This is a genomic window from Streptomyces sp. NPDC044921, assembly GCF_056432865.1.
The window spans coordinates 163,801-184,418 of the sequence record NZ_JBWKIF010000017.1; the positions used below are offsets into that span (position 1 = coordinate 163,801).

At 72.1% G+C, this 20,618-nt stretch carries 14 protein-coding genes, 1 rRNA gene and 1 pseudogene; 7 read left to right on the forward strand and 9 right to left on the reverse strand.

The annotated features are described in order from the left end of the window. Window positions 1-16: 16 nt before the first annotated feature. Entirely contained in the window at window positions 17-2,863 is a 2,847-nt protein-coding gene (secA, locus tag AC07DA_RS25705; protein ID WP_479130554.1) for a preprotein translocase subunit SecA, read from the reverse strand. Window positions 2,864-3,164: 301 nt separating this feature from the next. Here secA and AC07DA_RS25710 point away from each other — a divergent pair. Both AC07DA_RS25710 and AC07DA_RS25715 read left to right on the forward strand, forming a co-directional pair. Beyond that, window positions 3,165-3,596 (forward strand): annotated as a pseudogene (locus AC07DA_RS25710) (GNAT family N-acetyltransferase); the annotation flags it as partial. A 225-nt stretch (window positions 3,597-3,821) separates the two neighbouring features. After that, complete coding sequence (locus AC07DA_RS25715) at window positions 3,822-5,009, forward strand: winged helix-turn-helix domain-containing protein (RefSeq protein WP_479130569.1); 1,188 nt, start codon at window positions 3,822-3,824, stop codon at window positions 5,007-5,009. Window positions 5,010-5,099: 90 nt separating this feature from the next. Here the strand turns inward: AC07DA_RS25715 and AC07DA_RS25720 are convergent, their stop codons facing one another. The 7 genes from AC07DA_RS25720 to mtnA all read right to left on the reverse strand — a co-directional run bounded on the left by AC07DA_RS25720 (window position 5,100) and on the right by mtnA (window position 14,619). Beyond that, a complete protein-coding gene (locus tag AC07DA_RS25720; protein WP_383335810.1) occupies window positions 5,100-5,846 on the reverse strand; it encodes a response regulator in 747 nt (248 codons plus the stop codon). A 205-nt stretch (window positions 5,847-6,051) separates the two neighbouring features. Beyond that, entirely contained in the window at window positions 6,052-6,747 is a 696-nt protein-coding gene (gene hpf / locus AC07DA_RS25725) for a ribosome hibernation-promoting factor, HPF/YfiA family (protein ID WP_479130555.1), read from the reverse strand. Between the two features lie 311 nt (window positions 6,748-7,058). Further along, window positions 7,059-7,982, reverse strand: a complete 924-nt coding sequence (locus AC07DA_RS25730) for a ComF family protein (protein WP_479130556.1) — start codon at window positions 7,980-7,982, stop codon at window positions 7,059-7,061. A gap of 259 nt (window positions 7,983-8,241) precedes the next feature. Next, window positions 8,242-10,074, reverse strand: a complete 1,833-nt coding sequence (locus tag AC07DA_RS25735; protein ID WP_479130557.1) for an LpqB family beta-propeller domain-containing protein — start codon at window positions 10,072-10,074, stop codon at window positions 8,242-8,244. Next, window positions 10,064-12,370 carry an MtrAB system histidine kinase MtrB gene (gene mtrB, locus AC07DA_RS25740; RefSeq protein WP_479130558.1) on the reverse strand — a complete coding sequence of 769 codons (2,307 nt, stop codon included), beginning with the start codon at window positions 12,368-12,370 and terminating at the stop codon, window positions 10,064-10,066. The genes AC07DA_RS25735 and mtrB overlap by 11 nt, the downstream gene beginning before the upstream one ends. Window position 12,371: 1 nt before the next feature. Further along, window positions 12,372-13,061 (reverse strand): two-component system response regulator MtrA, encoded by a 690-nt coding sequence (mtrA, locus tag AC07DA_RS25745; RefSeq protein WP_009188938.1) that lies wholly within the window; start codon window positions 13,059-13,061, stop codon window positions 12,372-12,374. 406 nt (window positions 13,062-13,467) lie between these two features. After that, window positions 13,468-14,619, reverse strand: a complete 1,152-nt coding sequence (gene mtnA, locus AC07DA_RS25750; RefSeq protein ID WP_479130559.1) for an S-methyl-5-thioribose-1-phosphate isomerase — start codon at window positions 14,617-14,619, stop codon at window positions 13,468-13,470. Window positions 14,620-14,759: 140 nt separating this feature from the next. Between mtnA and AC07DA_RS25755 the strand changes: the two genes are divergently transcribed. The 5 genes from AC07DA_RS25755 to AC07DA_RS25775 are packed head-to-tail and all read left to right on the forward strand — an operon-like array spanning window position 14,760 to window position 20,448. Further along, complete coding sequence (locus AC07DA_RS25755) at window positions 14,760-16,184, forward strand: DUF7847 domain-containing protein (protein ID WP_479130560.1); 1,425 nt, start codon at window positions 14,760-14,762, stop codon at window positions 16,182-16,184. Between the two features lie 4 nt (window positions 16,185-16,188). Beyond that, complete coding sequence (locus tag AC07DA_RS25760) at window positions 16,189-16,956, forward strand: DUF4129 domain-containing protein (protein ID WP_479130561.1); 768 nt, start codon at window positions 16,189-16,191, stop codon at window positions 16,954-16,956. Then, on the forward strand, window positions 16,953-18,149 hold the full coding sequence (locus AC07DA_RS25765; protein WP_479130562.1) for a DUF4350 domain-containing protein: 1,197 nt from the start codon (window positions 16,953-16,955) through the stop codon (window positions 18,147-18,149). Before AC07DA_RS25760 ends, AC07DA_RS25765 begins: the two co-directional genes overlap by 4 nt. Further along, window positions 18,149-19,138 carry an AAA family ATPase gene (locus tag AC07DA_RS25770; RefSeq protein ID WP_479130563.1) on the forward strand — a complete coding sequence of 330 codons (990 nt, stop codon included), beginning with the start codon at window positions 18,149-18,151 and terminating at the stop codon, window positions 19,136-19,138. The genes AC07DA_RS25765 and AC07DA_RS25770 overlap by 1 nt, the downstream gene beginning before the upstream one ends. Further along, a complete protein-coding gene (locus AC07DA_RS25775) occupies window positions 19,138-20,448 on the forward strand; it encodes a DUF58 domain-containing protein (RefSeq protein ID WP_479130564.1) in 1,311 nt (436 codons plus the stop codon). Before AC07DA_RS25770 ends, AC07DA_RS25775 begins: the two co-directional genes overlap by 1 nt. Window positions 20,449-20,526: 78 nt before the next feature. Here AC07DA_RS25775 and rrf read toward each other — a convergent pair. Beyond that, window positions 20,527-20,618 (reverse strand): 5S ribosomal RNA (gene rrf / locus AC07DA_RS25780); the annotation flags it as partial.

The following is a 20,618-nucleotide window of genomic DNA, read 5'->3' on the forward strand; positions in this document are numbered from 1 at the left end:
AGCGACACAGCCACCGTCACTTCTTGCGGCGACCCCGGCTGCGCGCCTGCTTGCGGCGCTCCGCGCGCGTGAGACCGTCGGCCTCGGAACGCACCGGCTCGCCGTCCTCGGTGAAGTCGCCCTCGATGGTGCCGCCCTCGCCGTCGACCGTCGGCGCGGAGAAGTGGAGGTTGCGCCGCTGCGGGACGTCGAGGCCCTTGGCACGGATCTCCGGCCGGGCACCCGCCTGCGCCGGCACCGAGTCGTGCTTCTCCAGGTCGGCCACGGGCTTGGCGTCCTCGACGGGGACCTCCTCGACCTGCTGCTCGACCTGGACTTCCAGGTTGAACAGGTAGCCGACGGACTCCTCCTTGATGCCCTCCATCATCGCGGTGAACATGTCGAAGCCCTCACGCTGGTACTCGACCAGCGGGTCCTTCTGCGCCATGGCGCGCAGGCCGATGCCCTCCTGGAGGTAGTCCATCTCGTAGAGGTGCTCGCGCCACTTGCGGTCCAGGACCGACAGCACGACCCGGCGCTCCAGCTCACGCATGATCTCGGAGCCGAGCTGCGCCTCACGCGCCTGGTACTGCTCGTGGATGTCGTCCTTGACGGAGTCGCTGATGAACTCGGCGGTGAGCCCGGCCCGGTCGCCGGCCGCCTCCTCCAGCTCCTCGACCGTGACCTTGCACGGGTAGAGCTGCTTGAAGGCGCCCCACAGCCGGTCGAGGTCCCAGTCCTCCGGGAAGCCCTCGGCGGTCTCGGCCTGGACGTAGGCGTCGATGGTGTCGTCCATGAAGTGCTGGATCTGCTCGTGCAGGTCCTCGCCCTCCAGGACGCGGCGGCGCTCGCCGTAGATGACCTCGCGCTGGCGGTTGAGGACCTCGTCGTACTTCAGGACGTTCTTGCGGGTCTCGAAGTTCTGCTGCTCGACCTGCGACTGGGCGGAGGCGATCGCGCGCGTGACCATCTTGTTCTCGATGGGCACGTCGTCCGGCACGTTCGCCATGGACATCACGCGCTCGACCATCTGGGCCTTGAACAGCCGCATCAGGTCGTCGCCGAGCGAGAGGTAGAAGCGGGACTCGCCCGGGTCGCCCTGACGGCCGGAACGACCGCGCAGCTGGTTGTCGATCCGCCGGGACTCGTGCCGCTCGGTGCCGAGGACGTAGAGGCCGCCGAGCCTCTCGACCTCTTCCTTCTCCGCCTTGACGGCCTTCTCGGCCCGCTCCAGCGCCTCGGGCAGGGCGTGCGCCCACTCCTCGATGTGCTCCTCGGGGTCGAGGCCGCGCTGGCGCAGCTCGGCCTCGGCGAGGTCCTCGGGGTTGCCGCCGAGCTTGATGTCCGTACCACGGCCGGCCATGTTCGTGGCCACCGTGACCGCGCCCTTGCGGCCGGCCTGGGCGACGATCGTCGCCTCCCGGTCGTGCTGCTTGGCGTTGAGCACCTCGTGCTGGATGCCGCGCTTGCTCAGCTGCTGCGAGAGGTACTCGGACTTCTCGACGGAGGTGGTGCCGACGAGGATCGGCTGCCCCTTGCGGTGCTTCTCCTCGATGTCGTCGACGACGGCCTCGAACTTGGCGACCTCGGTCCGGTAGATCAGGTCGGACTGGTCCTTGCGGATCATCGGCCGGTTGGTCGGGATCGGCACCACGCCGAGCTTGTAGATCTGGTGGAACTCGGCGGCCTCGGTCATGGCCGTACCGGTCATGCCGCACAGACCGGGCTGTTCCTTGCCGTTGTGGTCGTGGCGCTTGTAGAGGCGGAAGAAGTTCTGGAGGGTGATCGTGGCGAGCGTCTGGTTCTCGTCCTTGATCGGCACCCCTTCCTTCGCCTCGATCGCCTGGTGCATGCCCTCGTTGTAACGGCGGCCGGCGAGGATACGTCCGGTGTGCTCGTCGACGATCATGACCTCGTCGTCGATGATGACGTAGTCCTTGTCCTTCTTGAACAGTTCCTTCGCCTTGATGGCGTTGTTCAGGTAGCCCACGAGCGGGGTGTTCACCGACTCGTAGAGGTTGTCGATGCCCAGCCAGTCCTCGACCTTGGCGACACCGGACTCGTGGATGGCGACCGTGCGCTTCTTCTCGTCGACGTCGTAGTCGCCGGTCTCCTCGATGCCCTTGAGGGGCTGGCCGGCCTCGCCGCGCTTGAGCCGCTTGACCAGCTTGGCGAAGTCGCCGTACCACTTGGTCGCCTGGTCGGCCGGGCCGGAGATGATCAGCGGCGTACGGGCCTCGTCGATGAGGATGGAGTCGACCTCGTCGACGATGGCGAAGTTGTGGCCGCGCTGGACGAGCTCGTCCTTGGACCACGCCATGTTGTCGCGGAGGTAGTCGAAGCCGAACTCGTTGTTCGTGCCGTAGGTGATGTCGCAGGCGTACTGCTCGCGGCGCTGAGCCGGAGTCATGTTGGCCAGGATGCAGCCCACGCTCAGGCCCAGGAAGCGGTGGACGCGGCCCATCATCTCGGAGTCGCGCTCGGCTAGGTAGTCGTTGACCGTGATGATGTGGACGCCCTCGCCGGACAGCGCGTTCAGGTACGCCGGCAGCGTGCCGACGAGGGTCTTGCCCTCACCGGTCTTCATCTCGGCCACGTAACCCATGTGCAGGGCGGCGCCGCCCATCATCTGCACGTCGTAGTGACGCTGGCCGAGGACGCGCTTGGCGGCCTCGCGGACGGTGGCGAAGGCCTCGGGCAGCAGGTCGTCCAGGCTCTCACCGTCGGCGTACCGCTGCTTGTACTCATCGGTGAGGGCCCGCAGCTCGGCGTCGGAGAGGTCGACGAAGTCCTCTTCGATGGAGTTGACCTGGTCCGCGATGCGGTGCAGCCTGCGCAGGATCTTGCCTTCGCCTGCACGCATGATCTTCGAGAGGACGGACACGGGGGTTGGTCTCCTTGCCGGTCGGGCCTGGGACGGTCGGTTACCACTTGACTTACTGAGCAACGGCCATCGTATGCGAGGACCCCACCGCGCCGGGAGGGCCTGCCGTGACGGCTACCGTCCGCTGCTTCCATTCTGATTCACGTCTGCTTCGAAGGGGACAACGTCCGGGCCCTCCGGATGGTGCCGCATCCGGCCACCGAAATGCACCCGCCGTGATCACACCCTCACTGACGGCGAAGGCATGCCATCGGCGGCACAGGGATGGCACCCCGAGCGCCCCGCCGAGCAGAATCGGCCGATGGACCCCGTCACCCTCACCACGGACCGCCTCCTGCTGCGCACGGTCGAGCCCCGGGACGCCGACGCGGTGTACGAGGCCTGCCAGGACCCCGACATCCAGCGCTGGACCACGATTTGCTCGCCCTACCTGCGCGAGCACGCCGAGAGCTTCACCGAGCGGACGGCTCCGGACGGCTGGGCGGACGGCTCCATGTTCACCTTCGGTGTCTTCCTCCGCTCCGGAGACCTCGCTGGCATGCTCGGCCTCACCATGCGCGCCCTGGGGGTGGCGGAGATCGGCTTCTGGGCCGCGAAACGGCACCGCGGCCACGGCTACGTCACGGAAGCGGTCCTCGCCGCCTGCCGCTGGGCGTTCGTCCACGGCGCGATCGACCGCGTCGAATGGCGCGCGGAGGTGGGGAACCGGGCCTCCCGAGCGGTGGCCGAACGCGCCGGCTTCACCATCGAGGGCACGCTCCGCTCCGCGACGAACAACAGGGGAGTGCGCCGCGACACCTGGGTGGGTTCCCTCCTCCCCTCGGACCTGGGCCTCCCGTCGACGGCTCCCTACCTGCCGGCGCGGGCCCGGCCGACCGCCTCGCGGGCACGTGCCGCACCGGTACCCGATCGCGCGGATCACTCCCCACTGTCAGTGCCACCCCATATCGTGCGACCCATGACCACCGCGCACCCCACGGCAGAGCTCTCCGCAGACGAGGCCCGCAGAATCGCCCTGCGCGCCCAGGGCTTCCTCGGCGCCCCCGACCGCCGCTCCGGCGTCCGTGGCGTCCTGCGGCACCTCGGTGCGATACAGCTCGACACGATCTCGGTCCTCGCCCGCTCCCACGAGCTCGTGCCGTACGCCCGCCTGGGCGCGGTGGGCCGCAAGACGGTGGAGAACGCGTACTGGAAGCCGGCCCCGTCCGGCGCACCCCACGCCTTCGAGTACTGGTCGCACGCCGCCTGCATCCTGCCCATCGAGGAGTGGCCCCACTTCGCCTTCCGCCGCCGCGCCTACCGCAACCGCCCGCACTGGAACCACGACCTCCCCGACGGCGTCTACGACCAGGTCATCAAGCAACTGCGCTCGGAAGGCCCCCTGACGGCCACGGAGTTGGGCGGCGCGAAGAAGACGAACGACTGGTGGGACTGGTCCGGCTCCAAGGTCGCCGTCGAGCGCGCCCTGATGTACGGCGAGGTGGTGTGCGTGGAGCGCCGCGGCTGGAAGCGGATCTACGACCTCGCCGAGCGTGCGATCCCGGACGCGCTGCTGCACGACGAGCTGGACGACACCGAGTGCCTGCGCCGTCTGGTCCGCCTGGCGGGCCAGTCCCTCGGCGTCGGCACCCGCGCCGACATCGCCGACTACCACCGCCTCAAGGGCGAGCAGGTCGACGCGGTGATCGCCGACTCGGGGCTCGTCCCGGTCACGGTCGAGGGCTGGGGCAAGCCGGCGTGGGCCGACCCGGCGGCCCTGGAGACACCCCCGCGCGGCCGCCACCGCACGACGCTGCTGTCGCCGTTCGACTCCCTGATCTGGGAGCGGGCGCGCACGGAGCGGATCTTCGGCTTCACACACCGCCTGGAGGCGTACGTCCCCAAACCGAAGCGGGTGTACGGCTACTTCGCGATGCCGGTCCTGGCCGGCGGCCGGCTGGTCGGCCGCGTGGATCCGGCGCGGGCGGGCAGCACGCTGGTGGCCAAGCAGGTCACGCTGGACGGCCCGAAGGCGGTCCCGGCCGTCGCCCAGGCCCTGGCCGAGGCCGCGTCCTGGGTGGACTGCACGGACGTGCGCGTGGAACGGGTCGACGCACCGGACCTGCGCGAGCCGCTGGTGAGGGAGCTGGCCCGGCTCACCGCCTGACGGACGGAGGGCGCCTGAGCGCCATGGCCCCGCGCGTCCGGGGGCCTGGCCGCCGGTCCGCGTGTCCGCCGGTCCGTCTCGCGCCCGGCGTCAGCGGATCTCGAGGATCTTCTCCCGCATCGCGTACACCACGGCCTCCATCCTGGAGTGCAGCTGCAGCTTCTCCAGGATGTTGCGCACGTGGTTCTTCACGGTGTTCTCGGAGATGAACAACTCCTTGGCGATGTCACGGTTGTTCATCCCCGTGGCGACGAGCTTGAGGACTTCCAGCTCGCGGTCCGTCAGGCGCGGTGCGGGCACCAGTCGGCGCTCGTCCGTGCGCTGGATCATGGATTTGAACTCGGTGAGTAGCTTGGAGGCCATGGACGGGCTGATCTGCGACTGCCCGTCGGCGACCGCGCGGATGGCGGTGGCCACCTCGTCCGTGGAGATCTCCTTGAGGAGGTAGCCGGTCGCGCCCGCTTTGATGGCGTCGTAGAGATCGGCTTCCTCGTCGCTGATCGTCAGCATGATGATCTTCGCACTGGGGGCCACCTCCTTGATGGAGGTGCAGGCCTCGATCCCGCCCCGCTTGGGCATGCGCACGTCCATCAGGACGATGTCGGGCAGCAGGTCGGCGGCCTTCTCCACGGCCTCGGCGCCGTCGCCCGCCTCCCCGACGACCTGGATGTCCTCCTCGGCCGCGAGCACGATCTCCAGGCCACGGCGGAACAGGGCGTGGTCGTCCACCACGAGGACTCTGATCGGTTCCTTGCGTGGGGTCTCCGTGTCCGGGCCCATGCCGACGACGCCGTCGTGGGCATCCTCGTCACGCATCGGTCCGAAGCTGTCCGCCATCGTTCCTCCCCCTGAAGGCTGTGGCCTGTGGTCCTGAGCCATCGCCAACCCAGAGCAACGACCCACCGGTTGGGTCGCGGCCACCATGATTTCATGCCCGGACGGCACCGGGGTGACGGAGCGGGGCGCGAAGTGGTCGCACAGGGGTGCCCCTGGGGGCGCACACGCGCTCCAGGGGCACCCACTCCGCTGTCGTCCGGCCCGGTCAGCCGCCGAGCGCACCGCCCGCGTCCGGGGAGTGCGTCTGGGTGACCATCGTGTCCGTCCGGAGGTGGATCACGCCGTAGTCGTAGGCGTGCCGTCGGTAGACGACACTCGGTTCCTTGGTCTCGGAGTCGACGAACAGGTAGAAGTCGTGCCCGACCAGCTCCATCTCGTAGAGAGCCTGGTCGAGGGTCATCGGGGCTGCGACGTGGGTCTTCTCGCGGACGACGATGGGGCCGTCGCCTTGTACTTCCAGCGAGCCGATCTTCTTCGTGGGGACCGCTTCCGGCTCCTCCTCGGGGGCCGGCGCGAGGCCGTTCCCGTTGAGCGTCGCCACGCCGGGGACGTGGTCGGCGACCTCGGCGGCCGGGATCCGGCGCGCGCCACGGCGCGAGAACCGCTTGTCGTGTTGCCTGCGCAGCCGGGCTTCCAGCTTCTCCGCCGCCAGGTCGAGCGCCGCGTACGGATCGCTCGCCGCTGCCTCCGCCCGGATCACCGGACCGCGGGAGCGGAGCGTGATCTCCACTCGGTCACAGCGGTCGGCCTGCCGTGGGTTGGGCTCCTTGGACACCTCGACGTCGAGGCTGATCACCTTGCCATCGAGCTTCTGGATCTTCTCCAGCTTCAGCTTCTCGGCCACGTGCTTCCGGAACCGCTCGGGCACCTCGGTCTTGCGGCCCTTGACGACGATGTCCACGCAGAACTCCGTTCCCGGATCGCTCCGCTTCGGTGCGGAGCATCTCCCTTTTGCACCAGGTTCCGGTGAGCCCCGGAACCTCGGACTCGGTGACTTCCACCTCCTCCCCCGTGGGCGAGATCTCCACTCCACCGTCGCGAGTGATGAAGGAAAACCCGCGTCACGGCATTCGGATTTGAGAGGTGTGGCCTGCGGCTTTCCCTCTCAACCGAACATATCTCGCCTGGACGGATGTCGTCACCCTCTACTGCGGCGTACCTCCGTTCAGGTGAATAAGCCCTCTCATTACCTGCAACGACGCAAGATCTCAGTCAGTTCCGGTTTATTTGGAAAGAGTCCGGTGATGCCGCGACCACTGCCGCGCACACCAGATCAACCACTCCGCCGGCACCGCCCGTGCCCGCCATTCGCTGCGGGCCGGGCCGCCGCCCCGTCCTCTCCCGCCTTGATCCGACGTTCTGTTCCTCTCTGCTTTCCCAGCTCTCTCCCCCGTACACGGCCGCAGTGCGGCCGACGTTCGAAATCGGCCCCGCTGCCGCCCCGTACCGTCCCCCCGGCCCTTCCGCGACCGCCCGCAGAGCCCGTGCGGCCTCCGCCAGGGAGGCGCCCGTGGTCATCACGTCGTCGACCAGGACGACCGGTCCGGCCGGCAGCAGTTCCGCACCTCCCGGCGCGACCGTCAGCGCACCCGCGAGATTGTCCAGTCGCTGCCGGGAGTTGAGCCCCGACTGGTCGGCCACGGCCCGCCGGTGCCGCAGCACGGCGAGCACCCGGGCCGGCACCCCGCCGCGCCGCAGTTCCGCGGCCGCCGCGAGCGCGATCCGGCGGGCCGGGTCATGCCCCCGGGCCCGCACGGCCCGCCGCCCGGACGGCACGGGCACCAGCAGCACGGGAGCCCCGCCGCCCCTGCTGGGAGCCGCGGCACCCGTGCGGGCCGGGCCCTGCCGGAGCCCGGCCCGCACGGCGTGCGCCAGGGCCGCCCCCAACGGACCCGCGAGCGCCAGGGCACCTCGCTCCTTGTGGGCCAGCAGCGTCGCCCGCACCTCGTCCGCGTACGGAGCCGCCGCGTGCACCACCGGCAGTCCGGGCGGCTCCGGCACCGGGCTCACCCGCGACACCGCCGCCCCGCCGAGCACCGCACGGCACCGCGCGCAGAGCACCGTACGGGGCGCGCCGCAACCTCCGCACTCGCCCGGCAGCACCAGGTCGGTGAGGTCCTGCCACCACCCCCGCATGCCCACCACTGTGCCGCCCCCGGCCGGGCCCCTGCCACCCCTGTGGACAACCGCCTGTGGACGACCTGGACAACTGCGCGCAGGGGCCTGCGGACGAGGCCAGGCACCCCCGTAGCCCGTCATGGACGGGGTGCGATGGGCCCGGGTCGTGGCCCGGCGTCGGATCAGGCCGGCGAGCGGCCCCCAGCGGGTCAGCCGGACCGCACCACGGTCACGGTTGGTTCACACCCGGCTTCGCATGCCGGCCACGGCGCGCACCTCACCCCGGGTAGACCGGCGCCGTCCCCTCCGTGACCTTCTGCCACTGCGCGCCCGTCGGCAGCCGGACGATGCCGTCCACCGAGTTCGCCACCAGCGGCAGCCCGTCGTCCTCGGCGGCGGTGACCTCCTTGACGCCGGTCAGGGCCGCGGGCGCCGGTACGTCCGGCGTGGAGCCGTCGACCTGGACGTAGCGCATCTGCTCCACGCCCCCGTGTTCGCGCCCGACCACCACGAGCCGGCTGTCCCCGGCCCACGACATGGCCGTGACCTCCTCCAACTCAGGGGTCGCGGAACGCAGTTCGACCACGCGGACGGCCGGCTGCCCGCCCGGCTTCTCCTCCCGCTCGATCAGCCCGATGAGCAGCGTCTTCTCGCCGCCCTTCTCCACGACGAGCGCGATCCGCACCCCGTCGGCGGCCACCCGCACGGACTGGATCCGCCCGTCCAGGTGCGGCGTGCGCACCTCCAGCGGATCGCCCTTGCCGTCCTCGAACAGCAGCAGCCGGGGATCGCGCGGGTTGCGGTCGGCGACCCACAGGCCGTCCTCGGCGTCCCAGCTGGGGGTCGTCAGCCGGTCCGCCTCGCTCCGGCCCTGGCTGCGCAGCACCGGCTCGCCGAGCGAACCGCCCGAGACCAGCGAGCCGACGTACAGCGACTTGCCGTCGAGGCTGACGCCCGCCGCGGTGTGCTCGTCCCGCGAGACGGCCACCGACCGCAGGGCCGTGTCGCCCTCGCCCAGCGCGCCCGGGGCCGGGTCCGGCCTGGTCTCGTCGCTGCCCGCCGGGATCCGTACGAGCCGGTCCTTGCCGTCGACGAAGTACAGGTAGTCGGGGTGGCGCGCCGCGCTCCGGGAGGCGGCCGCCTCGGCCGCATCCTGGGTCAGCGAGCACAGCTCGGCGCCGCCGGCGCGCAGTTCCACCTCGTCCACCGCGGGGCTGAGGCTGCGCAGCGTGAACAGCAGCTGGGCCGCCATCTCCTCGCACCGGTTGGTGCCGATGCCCGCGGCCTTGTCGTTGAGCGGGACCGTCAGCAGGTTGCGGTCGTCGGGGGCCAGTGTGCCGGCGTCCTTCGCCAGCGCCGTACCGGTGGGGAAGCTCGAACGGACGACGGGGTCGAGCCACCGCGTGGGGCCGCTCAGCAGGGAGCGCACCATCTGCGTCATGGGAGCCACGCGCCGGCGCACGAAGACCGGGTCCGCGACCGCGGTGGGCTGCGACTTCGCTCCGGCCGCCACGGTGTTCGACGCGAAGTAGTACTTGCTGACCGACATGTAGTTGCGCTGGAAGTCCGACTGGCCCATGACGACGCCCTGCGGCAGCGCGTCGATCCGCCACTGCCCGCTCTTGTCGTCCTGCGTCAGATGCACGGTCCTGCCGTACTCGCCGGTCGCGGGGGCGTACGACTGCTGGGCGTCCACGGTGGCCACCTTGGTGCCGGTCAGCTTGTACGTGATCTCGCCGGTGTCCTCCCGGCCGCTCGTCCCCTCGGGCTTGGCGCCCGGCCCGTCGGTGAGCACCGTGGTGTACAGCTCCGGCTGCCACGTCCTGGCGGCTTCACCGGTCAGGTACTGGCGTGCCGTCTTGTAGTGCGGGTCGTCGCTGGTGAGCGCCTCCAGGAAGCCCTGCACGATCTCCGAGGGCGGCGCGTCCTCCCCCGGCGGTACGGCGAACACCCGCACCTGGGTGTCCTGGCGCGGCGTGGACTCCACCCCGCGCAGATCCCCGCTGTCCGGCATCGACGCGCATCCCGCCAGCACCAGGACGCCGCCGGCGGCGTACGCCATCACGCGCGCGGGCCTGCGCCGGCCGCGCCTTTCGCGGTCAGCGCCCACGAGATGCCTCCCCTTGCCTGTTCGCCTGTCCCGGCTCGCTGCCCGCGCCTCGGGCGGCCGCGCCGTCGTCCGGGCCGTTTTCCCCCGCCCCGTGACCGGCCGGCCCGCGAGGGCCTCCACCGGAATCCTCCGCCGCGCCGTTCCCGGAACTCTCGGCACCCTCGGCACCCTCGGCACCCTCGGCACCCTCGGCACTCTCGGCACCCTCGGCACTTTCGGCGGGACCATCCGCACGCCCACCGCGAGCGGTCCTCGCCGAACCGCTCACCTGGCCGTTCTCGCCACGTCCGGCCGGACCGCCGTCGCCGTCCCCGCCGGGCCGCCGCGTGGGCGAGGCGGGCCGCGGCACCACGCGCGCGCCGTTGCCCGGCAGCGCCGTCGGATCGGCCGTGGCTCCGGTCGCCCTCGGCGGTATCGGGTCCCGCTTCGCCCCGGCGGCCGCGGATCCGCTCGCCGGCTGGGCCGGCACGGTCGCCCGCTTCTCGCCGTCCCCGCCACCGCACGGCAGACCGGCGTCGTCGAGGCCACGGTTCCGCCGCGAGTCCTTGGGCTCCAGCGGTATCGGGGAACCCCGCAGCGGCTCGTCCGCGGTCCTGGGCAGCGTCAGCCGGAACTGGGAGCCGCCGCCCGGCTCGCCCCAGGCCTGCAGCCAGCCGCCGTGCAGCCGCGCGTCCTCCAGGGCGATCGACAGCCCCAGGCCCGTACCGCCCGTGGTACGCGCGCGTGCCGGGTCGGCCCGCCAGAAGCGGCTGAAGACGCGGGTCGCCTCACCCGGCTTGAGCCCGACCCCGTAGTCCCGCACCGCCACGGCGACCGCGCCACCGGCCGCGGCGAGCCTGACGACGACGTCGTTGCCCTCGCCGTGCTCGACGGCGTTGACGACGAGGTTGCGCAGCACCCGCTCCACGCGCCGGGCGTCGGCCTCGGCGACGACGGGCTGCTGGTCGCCCAGGACGCGGATCCGCGTGCCCTTGCGCTCCGCCAGCGGCTCGGCACCGCTGACCACCCGCCGCACGACGTCCCGGAGGTCTATCGGCTCCGCCTCCAGCGCCGCCGCACCCGCGTCGAAGCGGCTGATCTCCAGCAGGTCGGCGAGCAGCGACTCGAACCGGTCCAGCTGGTCGGCGAGCAGTTCCGCCGACCGCGCGGTCACCGGGTCGAAGTCCTCACGCGCCTCGTGGATGACGTCCGCGGCCATCCGCACGGTCGTCAGCGGTGTCCGCAGCTCGTGCGACACGTCCGACACGAACCGGCGCTGCATCCGCGACAGGTCCTCCAGCTGGCTGATCTTGAGCTGCAGGTTCTGCGCCATCTTGTTGAAGGCCTCGCCGAGCCGCGCGATGTCGTCCTCGCCGGTGACCTTCATCCGTTCCTGGAGCCGCCCGGCCGACAGCCGTTCGGCGATCCCCGCCGCCATCCGCACCGGGGTGACGACCTGGCGCACCACCAGCCAGGCGATGGCCCCGAGCAGTACGACCACGAACAGCCCGGCCGTCGCCAGGGTGCCCTTGACCAGGCTCAGCGACTTCTCCTCCTGCGTGAGCGGGAAGAGGTAGTACAGCTGGTATGGGTTGCCGTTCGGGTCGTTGACCTGCTTGCCGATGACCAGGCCCGGCTGGGAGTCCTTGATCTCGTTGTTGTACGTGATGCGCGTGTAGCTCTGCGCGGCCGTCGTACTGCTGCCGATCCGCTCGCGCAGATCCGCGGGCACGCTCCGGCTCCAGTCGACCTCACCGGAAGCGCGCTGCCCGCGACCGCCGGCGCCGCCCGCGTCGGACGCCGGGAGCGTCACCACGTCGAAGGCGCCCTGACCACCGCTGGACAGCGAGGACACCAGGTCGCTCAGCCACTGGGTGACGTTCTGCGCGGGACGGCCGTCCGCCGTGACGACGTCGTCGCCGGTCCCGCTGGCCGCCTCGTCGGCCCGCTGCTTGGCCACCGCGAACCCGCCCGTGGCCTGGCTCTGGGACGCCTTCACCTTGGCGTCCAGCAGGCCGTTGCGCACCTGCCCGATGACGACGAAGCCCAGCAGCAGCACCACGCCGAGCGACATCAGCAGTGTCGTGACGACGACCTTGAGCTGGATGTTGCGCCGCCACAGCCGCATGACCGGCAGCAACGGCCGGCGCACCCACCGCATGAACAGGCGGATGACCGGACTGCCCTGGACACCGCCCTGGAGCAGGCCGCTCTCCAGGAGGCGTCCCCAGCGGGACCCCGGCCTCTTCCGCCCGACAGGCCGCCCCGGGCGGGCCCCGGACCGGCCGGGCGCCGAAGCGGCACTGTCGCCGGACATGTCAGCTCGGTCCTGCCTTGTACCCGACACCACGGACGGTCACCACGATCTCCGGCTTCTCCGGGTCCTTCTCGACCTTGGAGCGCAGCCGCTGCACATGCACGTTGACCAGGCGCGTGTCCGCCGCGTGCCGGTAGCCCCACACCTGCTCCAGGAGCACCTCGCGCGTGAACACCTGCCACGGCTTGCGCGCCAGCGCCACCAGCAGGTCGAACTCCAGCGGCGTCAGCGCGATCGACTGCCCGTCCCGCTTCACCGAGTGCCCCGCCACGTCGATGACCAGGTCACCGATGGCCAGCTGCTCGGGAGCGGGCTCCTCCGACCTGCGCAACCGCGCCCGGATCCGGGCCACCAGCTCCTTCGGCTTGAACGGCTTCACGATGTAGTCGTCGGCACCCGACTCCAGGCCCACCACGACGTCGACCGTGTCGCTCTTGGCCGTCAGCATCACGATCGGCACGCCGGACTCCGCCCTGATCAGGCGGCACACCTCGATGCCGTCCCGGCCGGGCAGCATCAGGTCCAGCAGCACCAGATCCGGCTTGGCCTCCCGGAACGCGGCCAGCGCCTTGTCCCCGTCGGCCACGAACGACGGCTCGAAACCCTCACCACGCAGCACGATGCCGAGCATCTCGGCCAGTGCGGTGTCGTCGTCGACGACAAGGACTCGTCCCTTCATAAACGACATCATCCCATTCTCATAACGGTGGCGAAGGCAGTGGTGAGGTAGGTCACCGGCCAGTGACCATAGTCGCAGCAAGCGCTACTGTCTGCCCTCGCCCGCCCGCTGACGATCTCCCCACCGACCTCCGCGGTGCCGTCCGCGCGGGCTCCGCGGTGATCTCGACGGTGGTTCCGCAGTGAACTCGACGCTGGCACCGCGGTGAACTCGGCGGTGGCTCGTGGTGAACCCGGCGGTGGCTCTGCATTGGCCTCTGCGGCCACCCCGCAAAGAGCCCGGCGGGGACGACACTCCGCAGCGTCCGCCGCGGCCGCCCGCGGCGGACGAGGCCCCCACCCGGCGCGCTACGGCAGCCGCGCGAACCTCAACCCGCCGCCAGCCCTCCGAGTGCCAGCCCTCCGCCAGGCTCCGAACCTCAGCCCGCCGCCACCCGGCGCGACCGCGCGCACACCTCGGCGAGCGCCCCGGCCGTCACCGGCGAGACCACCCCCTCCTCCGTCACGATCGCCGTCACCAGCTCCGGCGGCGTCACGTCGAACGCCGGGTTGTACGCCTGCGTCCCCAACGGCGCCACCGGAATCCCGCCGCCCGCCTCGACGCCGGCCGCCCTCGGCACCTGCGGCGCCACCACCTCGGTCACCTCGTGCCCGGGGCGCTGCTCCACCTCGATGGACGCCCCGTCCGGCGTGTCCAGGTCCACCGTCGTCACCGGCGCCACCACGATGAACGGCACGTGGTGGTACCGCGCCAGCACCGCCAGCGGATAGCTGCCCACCTTGTTGGCCACCGACCCGTCCGCCGTGATCCGGTCCGCCCCGATCAGCACCGCGTCGACCTCACCGGCGGCGAACAGCGATCCCGCCGCGTTGTCCGTGAGCAACGTGTACGCCATCCCGCTCCGGGCCGCCTCGTACGCGGTCAGGCGCGCCCCCTGCAGCAGCGGACGCGTCTCGTCCACCCACAGCCGCCGCAGCCGGCCCACCCGGTGCGCCGCCAGCGCCACCGCGAACGCCGTGCCCTCCCCGCCCGACACCAGCGAACCGGTGTTGCAGTGGGTCAGGATCCGGTGCCCGCCACCGGGCAGCAGCTCGTCCAGCAGCGCCAGCCCGTGCTCGGCCATCCGGCCGCTGGCCTCGGTGTCCTCCCGGTGCAGCTGCCGCGCCGCGGCCAGCGCCGCCGCGGCCGCCTGCCGGACGTCACCGCCCTTGGCCAGCGCCGCCTCGTGAGCCGCCTGCGCCCGCCGCACTCCGACGGCCAGGTTCACCGCGGTCGGCCGGGCACCCGCCAGCGCGGCCGCGGCCTCGTCCACGTCGAAGCCCCGCACGGCGGCGAGCGCGACACCGTACGCTCCCGCGATGCCGAGCAGCGGTGCCCCGCGCACGGCCAGCGAGCGGATCGCCTCGACCAGCGCGGACGCGTCCGTACAGACCAGTTCGACCTCCTCTGCCGGCAGCCTCGTCTGGTCGAGCAGGACCAGAACAGGCCCCTCCGGTGGCTCTTCCCAGCGGATCGCCGGGGTCTCGGTCGGCCGCTTGTCGTCGCCGCTGTACGCGTACTGATCAGCCATGCGATCAGTCTGCCCCCAATCGCGCGGACAATTGAAGGTACGCAGCCCAGACCGCGGCCGGTCACACCAAGACCACCCCATGGCACGATGGCTGCCAACCTGCCGCCGCGACCGCGGACGGGCACCGTGAAGGAGCGACGATGAACGACACTCCGGGCTGGGCCTCGCCCGGATCCGCCCCGTCCGACGGGCAGAAGCCTGACGCGTCCGGCCCTGCCGAGCCCGCAGAGCGCCCTGCCGAGCCCGCAGACCGCCCTGGTCCCGCACAGCCCGCCGACCAACCGGGACAGCCGGGCCACACCCCGCAGGGCCCCGGCCCGCAGTGGTCCAAGGAGCAGCCGCCACCGGCCCAGTGGTCTGCCCCCAGCGCCCCGCCCGGCCCCGGCCAGGCACCCCCACCCCCGCCGCCCGGCCCGGGCTGGGGCACCCAGCCCCCCGGCGGTCACGGCCCCGCGGGTCCCGGCGGATACGGCCCGGGCGGCTACGGACCCGCAGGCCCCGGCGATTACGGCCCCGGTTACGGGCACCCCGGTGGCCACGGCGGCTGGGGCAGCGGCTGGGGCGGCCCCCCGCCCGCCGCCAAGCCCGGCGTGATCCCGCTCCGCCCGCTCGGCGTAGGCGAGATCCTCGACGGCGCGGTCTCCACGATGCGCACTTACTGGCGCACCGTCCTGGGCATCTCGCTCACCGTCGCGGTCCTCACCGAGATCATCGTCGTGCTCTTCCAGGGCCTCGTCATGGACGGCTCCAGCACAGACGCCCTCAACGACCCGAGCGCCACCCTCAGCGAGCTGAGCCGCGCCATGGGCGACGCCCTGCTCAACTCCACCGTCATCTTCATGATCTCCCTGGTCGGCACGGTCATCGCCACCGCCCTGCTCACGACCGTCACCAGCCGGGCCGTGCTCGGCAAGTCGGTCACCATCGGCGAGGCCTGGCGCGACGCCCGCCCTCAGATCCTCAAACTGTTCGGCCTGATCTGCCTGTTGCTGCTCATCACCGCCGGCGTCGTCACCGCCGGCAGTCTGCCCGGCATCCTCGTCTCCCTCGCCGGGAGCACCCGGGCGGGCATCGCCCTCACCGTCCTGGGCATCATCGGCGCCGGCATCGTCGCCCTGTGGCTGATGATCCGCTTCTCGCTCGCCTCGCCCGCCCTCATGCTGGAGAAGCAGGGCATCAAGAAGGCGCTGAGCCGCTCCGTGAAGCTGGTCCGGGGCACATGGTGGCGGATCCTCGGCATCCAGCTGCTCGCCACGATCATCGCCAACGTCGTCGCCTCGATCATCGTCATCCCGTTCACCTTCCTCGCCGCGGCCCTCAGCGGCGACGGCCTCACCGGCTGGCTCAACTCCGGTGCCGGCAGCGTCGGCTGGACGTTCCTCATCATCAGCGGCATCGGCTCGGTGATCGGCTCCATGATCACGTTCCCGATCGCGGCCGGTGTCACCGTGCTCCTGTACATCGACCAGCGCATCCGCCGCGAGGCCCTCGACCTCGAACTGGCCCGCGCCGCCGGTGTCCAGGGCCACGGCCCCACCGCTCCCGGCGCCACCCCGGGGAGCTGATGCGGTGAGCTCGGCGGGGGACCTTCTCACCACGGCGCTGCCCCGCGCCGCCCTACGGACGCTGCTGCGCGCCGGCGACACCTCCGTGCTGTCGCCGGCCCGCTCCGCCGACGAACCGCCCCTCACCATCCCGCGCGACCCCGCGCGCGAGGCGGCCCGGCGCGAGCTGTCCAAGCGGATGTACCACGAGGACGACCCCAGCCTGTTCCAGCGTGCCCTGGACGCGTTCTGGGACTGGCTCGGCGAACTGTTCAACGCCGCCTCGACCGCCACGCCCGGCGGCACACTCGGCCTGGTCGTCGTCATCGTGGCCGTGGTGGCCGTCCTGGCCGCCCTCTGGTGGCGCCTGGGCACCCCGCGCCGCCCACCCACCACGTCCGCCACCCTGTTCGACGACCGTCCGCGCAGTGCCGCCGACCACCGCGCCGCCGCCGAGGCACACGCCGCCCATGGCCACTGGAACCAGGCCGTCCAGGAACGCATGCGCGCCCTCGTCCGCGCCCTGGAAGAACGCGCCCTGCTCGATGTCCGCCCCGGCCGCACGGCCGACGAGGCAGCGGCCGAAGCCGGCCGCGCCCTGCCCGCCCACACCGACCGGCTGCGCGCCGCCGCCCGCGACTTCGACGACGTCACGTACGGCGGCCGCTCGGCGACCGAGCAGTCGTACCACCGCATGGCGGAACTCGACCGCGACCTGGAACGCACCAAGCCCCAGCTCGCCACGAGCAGCGCGAGCACGGCCCCCCACACCCGCCAGGGAGCCGCCGAATGACCACCGAGGCCACGCTCCCCTCCACCTCGGCCTCGCCCACCGCCCGCCAGGTGTGGACCCGCGCGCGCGGCATCGCGCTCGCCCTCCTCGTGCTCGTCGCCGGAGCCGTCGCCATCGCCGTGATCCGCTCCGACGCCCGCCACGGCGAACTCGACCCGCGCTCCGCCGACCCCGGCGGCAGCCGTGCCGTGGCCGAACTCCTCGCCGACCGCGGAGTGGACACCCGTGTCGTCACCACCCTCGACGAGGCAGCCGCCGCGACCGGCCCGGACACCACCCTCCTGGTCGCCGTCCCCGACCTGCTGACCCGCGGTCAGCAGTCCCGTCTGCACGGGGCCCTCGCCGGCTCCGGCGGCCGCACCGTCCTGGTCGCCCCCGGCAGCGCCTCCGTGGAACGCCTCGCCCCCGGGGTCACCGCGGACCCCGCCACCAGCCTCGACTCGGCGCTCTCCCCCGACTGCGCCCTGCCCGCCGCCCGCCGCGCCGGCACCGCCGAGACGGGCGGCGTCCGCTACACCACCACCCACCTCGACGCCGACGAGTGCTACCCGAGCGAGCGCCTGGCCACCCTCCTGCGCGTCCCGGCCGACCGCGGAGACGGCGACACCGTCGTCCTCGGCGCGCCCGACATCCTCCTCAACGACCGCCTCGACGAGCAGGGCAACGCCTCGCTCGCCCTCCAGCTCCTCGGCTCCCGCCCCCATCTGGTCTGGTACCTCCCCTCGCTCTCCGACACCTCGGCCACCGGCGCCGACGACGAACGCGGCTTCTTCGACCTGCTCCCCTCGGGCTGGCTCTGGGGCACCCTGCAGCTCTTCATCGCCGCAGCCCTGGCCGCCCTGTGGCGGGCACGCCGACTCGGCCCCCTCGTGCCCGAGAAACTCCCCGTCGCGATCCGCGCCTCCGAAACCGCCGAGGGCCGCGCCCGCCTCTACCGCAAGGCCGACGCCCGCGACCGCGCGGCCGACGCTCTCCGCTCCACCACACGCACCCGCCTCGCCCCCCTCGTAGGCGTCCCCGTCACCCAGGCGCACTCGCCCGAGGCCCTGCTCCCCGCCCTGTCCGCCCGCCTCCACGGCGACGGCCAGGACCCGCACACCCTGCTCTTCGGACCGCCACCCGGCGACGACGCAGCACTGATCGCACTCGCCTACCGACTCGACGCCCTCGAAAGAGAGGTACGCCGTCCATGATGGACCCGACCACTGACAACGCCGGGCGGACCGGGGACCCGGGCGCCGCCCGCGCCTCCCTGGAGGCCCTGCGCGCCGAGATCGCCAAGGCCGTGGTCGGCCAGGACCCCGCCGTTACCGGCCTCGTCGTCGCCCTGCTCTGCCGCGGCCACGTCCTGCTCGAAGGCGTCCCCGGCGTCGCCAAGACCCTCCTGGTCCGCGCCCTCGCCTCCGCCCTGGAACTCGACACCAAGCGCGTCCAGTTCACCCCCGACCTCATGCCGAGCGACGTCACCGGCTCCCTGGTCTACGACACCCGCACCGCGGAGTTCTCGTTCCAGCCCGGCCCGGTCTTCACCAATCTCCTCCTGGCCGACGAGATCAACCGCACGCCCCCCAAGACCCAGTCGTCGCTCCTGGAAGCCATGGAGGAACGCCAGGTCACCGTCGACGGAACCCCCCGCCCCCTCCCCGAGCCCTTCCTGGTGGCGGCGACCCAGAACCCGGTCGAGTACGAGGGCACCTACCCCCTCCCGGAAGCCCAGCTGGACCGCTTCCTCCTCAAACTCACCATCCCCCTCCCCTCCCGCCAGGACGAGATCGACGTCCTCACCCGCCACGCAGAGGGCTTCAACCCACGCGACCTCAAGGCCGCCGGCGTACGCCCCGTGGCAGGCCCGGCGGACCTGGACGCGGCCCGTGCCGCCGTCGCCAAGACGACGATCTCCCCGGAGATCACCGCCTACGTGGTCGACATCTGCCGCGCCACCCGCGAATCGCCCTCCCTCACCCTCGGCGTTTCCCCGCGAGGCGCCACGGCCCTCCTCGCCACCGCCCGCGCCTGGGCCTGGCTGACCGGCCGCGACTACGTCATCCCCGACGACGTCAAGGCCCTCGCGCTCCCCACACTCCGCCACCGCGTCCAGCTCCGCCCGGAGGCCGAAATGGAAGGCGTGACGGCCGACTCCGTCATCAACGCGATCCTCACCCACGTCCCCGTCCCCCGCTGATGGCACTCACCGGACGCGCCGCCCTGCTCGCGGCCCTGGGCTCCCTCCCCGTCGGCATCTGGGAGCCCGGCTGGACAGGCATCCTGGCGGTCAACGCCCCCCTGGCCCTGGCCTGCGCCTGCGACTACGCCCTGGCCGCCCCGGTACGCCGCCTGGGCCTGACCCGCTCAGGCGACACTTCCGTTCGCCTGGGCGATACGGCGGACGTCACGCTGACCATCACCAACCCGTCCCGCCGCCCCCTGCGCGCCCGCCTCCGCGACGCATGGCCCCCCAGCAGCTGGCAGCCGGGCACGGAGACCACCGCGTCACGCCACCGCCTCACCGTCCCCGCGGGCGAGCGCCGCCGCGTCACAACCCGCCTGCGTCCCACCCGCCGGGGTGACCGCCAAGCGGACCGCGTCACCATCCGCTCCTACGGCCCCCTCGGCCTCTTCTCGCGCCAGGGCACGCACAAGGTGCCCTGGACGGTACGCGTCCTGCCCCCGTTCACCAGCCGCAAGCACCTGCCCTCCAAGCTGTCCCGCCTGCGCGAACTGGACGGCCGCACCAGCGTGCTCACCCGCGGCGAGGGCACCGAATTCGACAGCCTCCGCGAATACGTCCCCGGCGACGACACGCGTTCGATCGACTGGCGTGCCACGGCCCGCCAGACCACGGTCGCCGTCCGCACCTGGCGTCCCGAACGAGACCGCCACATCCTCCTGGTCCTCGACACGGGCCGCACCTCCGCCGGCCGCGTCGGCGACGTACCCCGCCTCGACGCCTCCTTGGACGCGGCACTGCTCCTCGCCGCTCTCGCGTCCCGCGCAGGCGACCGCGTCGACCTCCTCGCCTACGACCGCAGGGTCCGCGCCCTCGTCCAGGGCCGAACGGCGGGCGACGTCCTGCCCTCCCTGGTCAACGCGATGGCCACCCTGGAGCCGGCACTCGTGGAGACCGACGCCAGGGGCCTCACGGCCACGGCACTGCGCACGTCTCCCCGCCGCTCCCTCATCGTCCTGCTCACCACACTGGACGCGGCCCCCATCGAAGAGGGCTTGCTGCCGGTCCTCGCGCAGCTCACCCAGCGCCACACGATCCTGCTGGCCTCCGTGGCGGACCCACACATCGACGCGATGGCCAAGGGACGCGGAAACGTCGACTCCGTCTACGAGGCCGCCGCAGCCGCGCAGGCACAATCCGAACGCCACCGCACAGCGGAACAACTCCGCCGCCACGGCGTGACGGTCGTCGACGCCACCCCGGACGACTTGGCACCGGCCCTGGCGGACGCGTACCTGGCCCTGAAGGCAGCCGGCCGCCTGTAAACGGCAAAGGCCCCCGAAAGGGGGCCGCAAACGCAGAAAACCCCCGCATCATAAGATGCGGGGGTTTTCCCAATGATTGTTCGGCGGCGTCCTACTCTCCCACAGGGTCCCCCCTGCAGTACCATCGGCGCTGTAAGGCTTAGCTTCCGGGTTCGGAATGTAACCGGGCG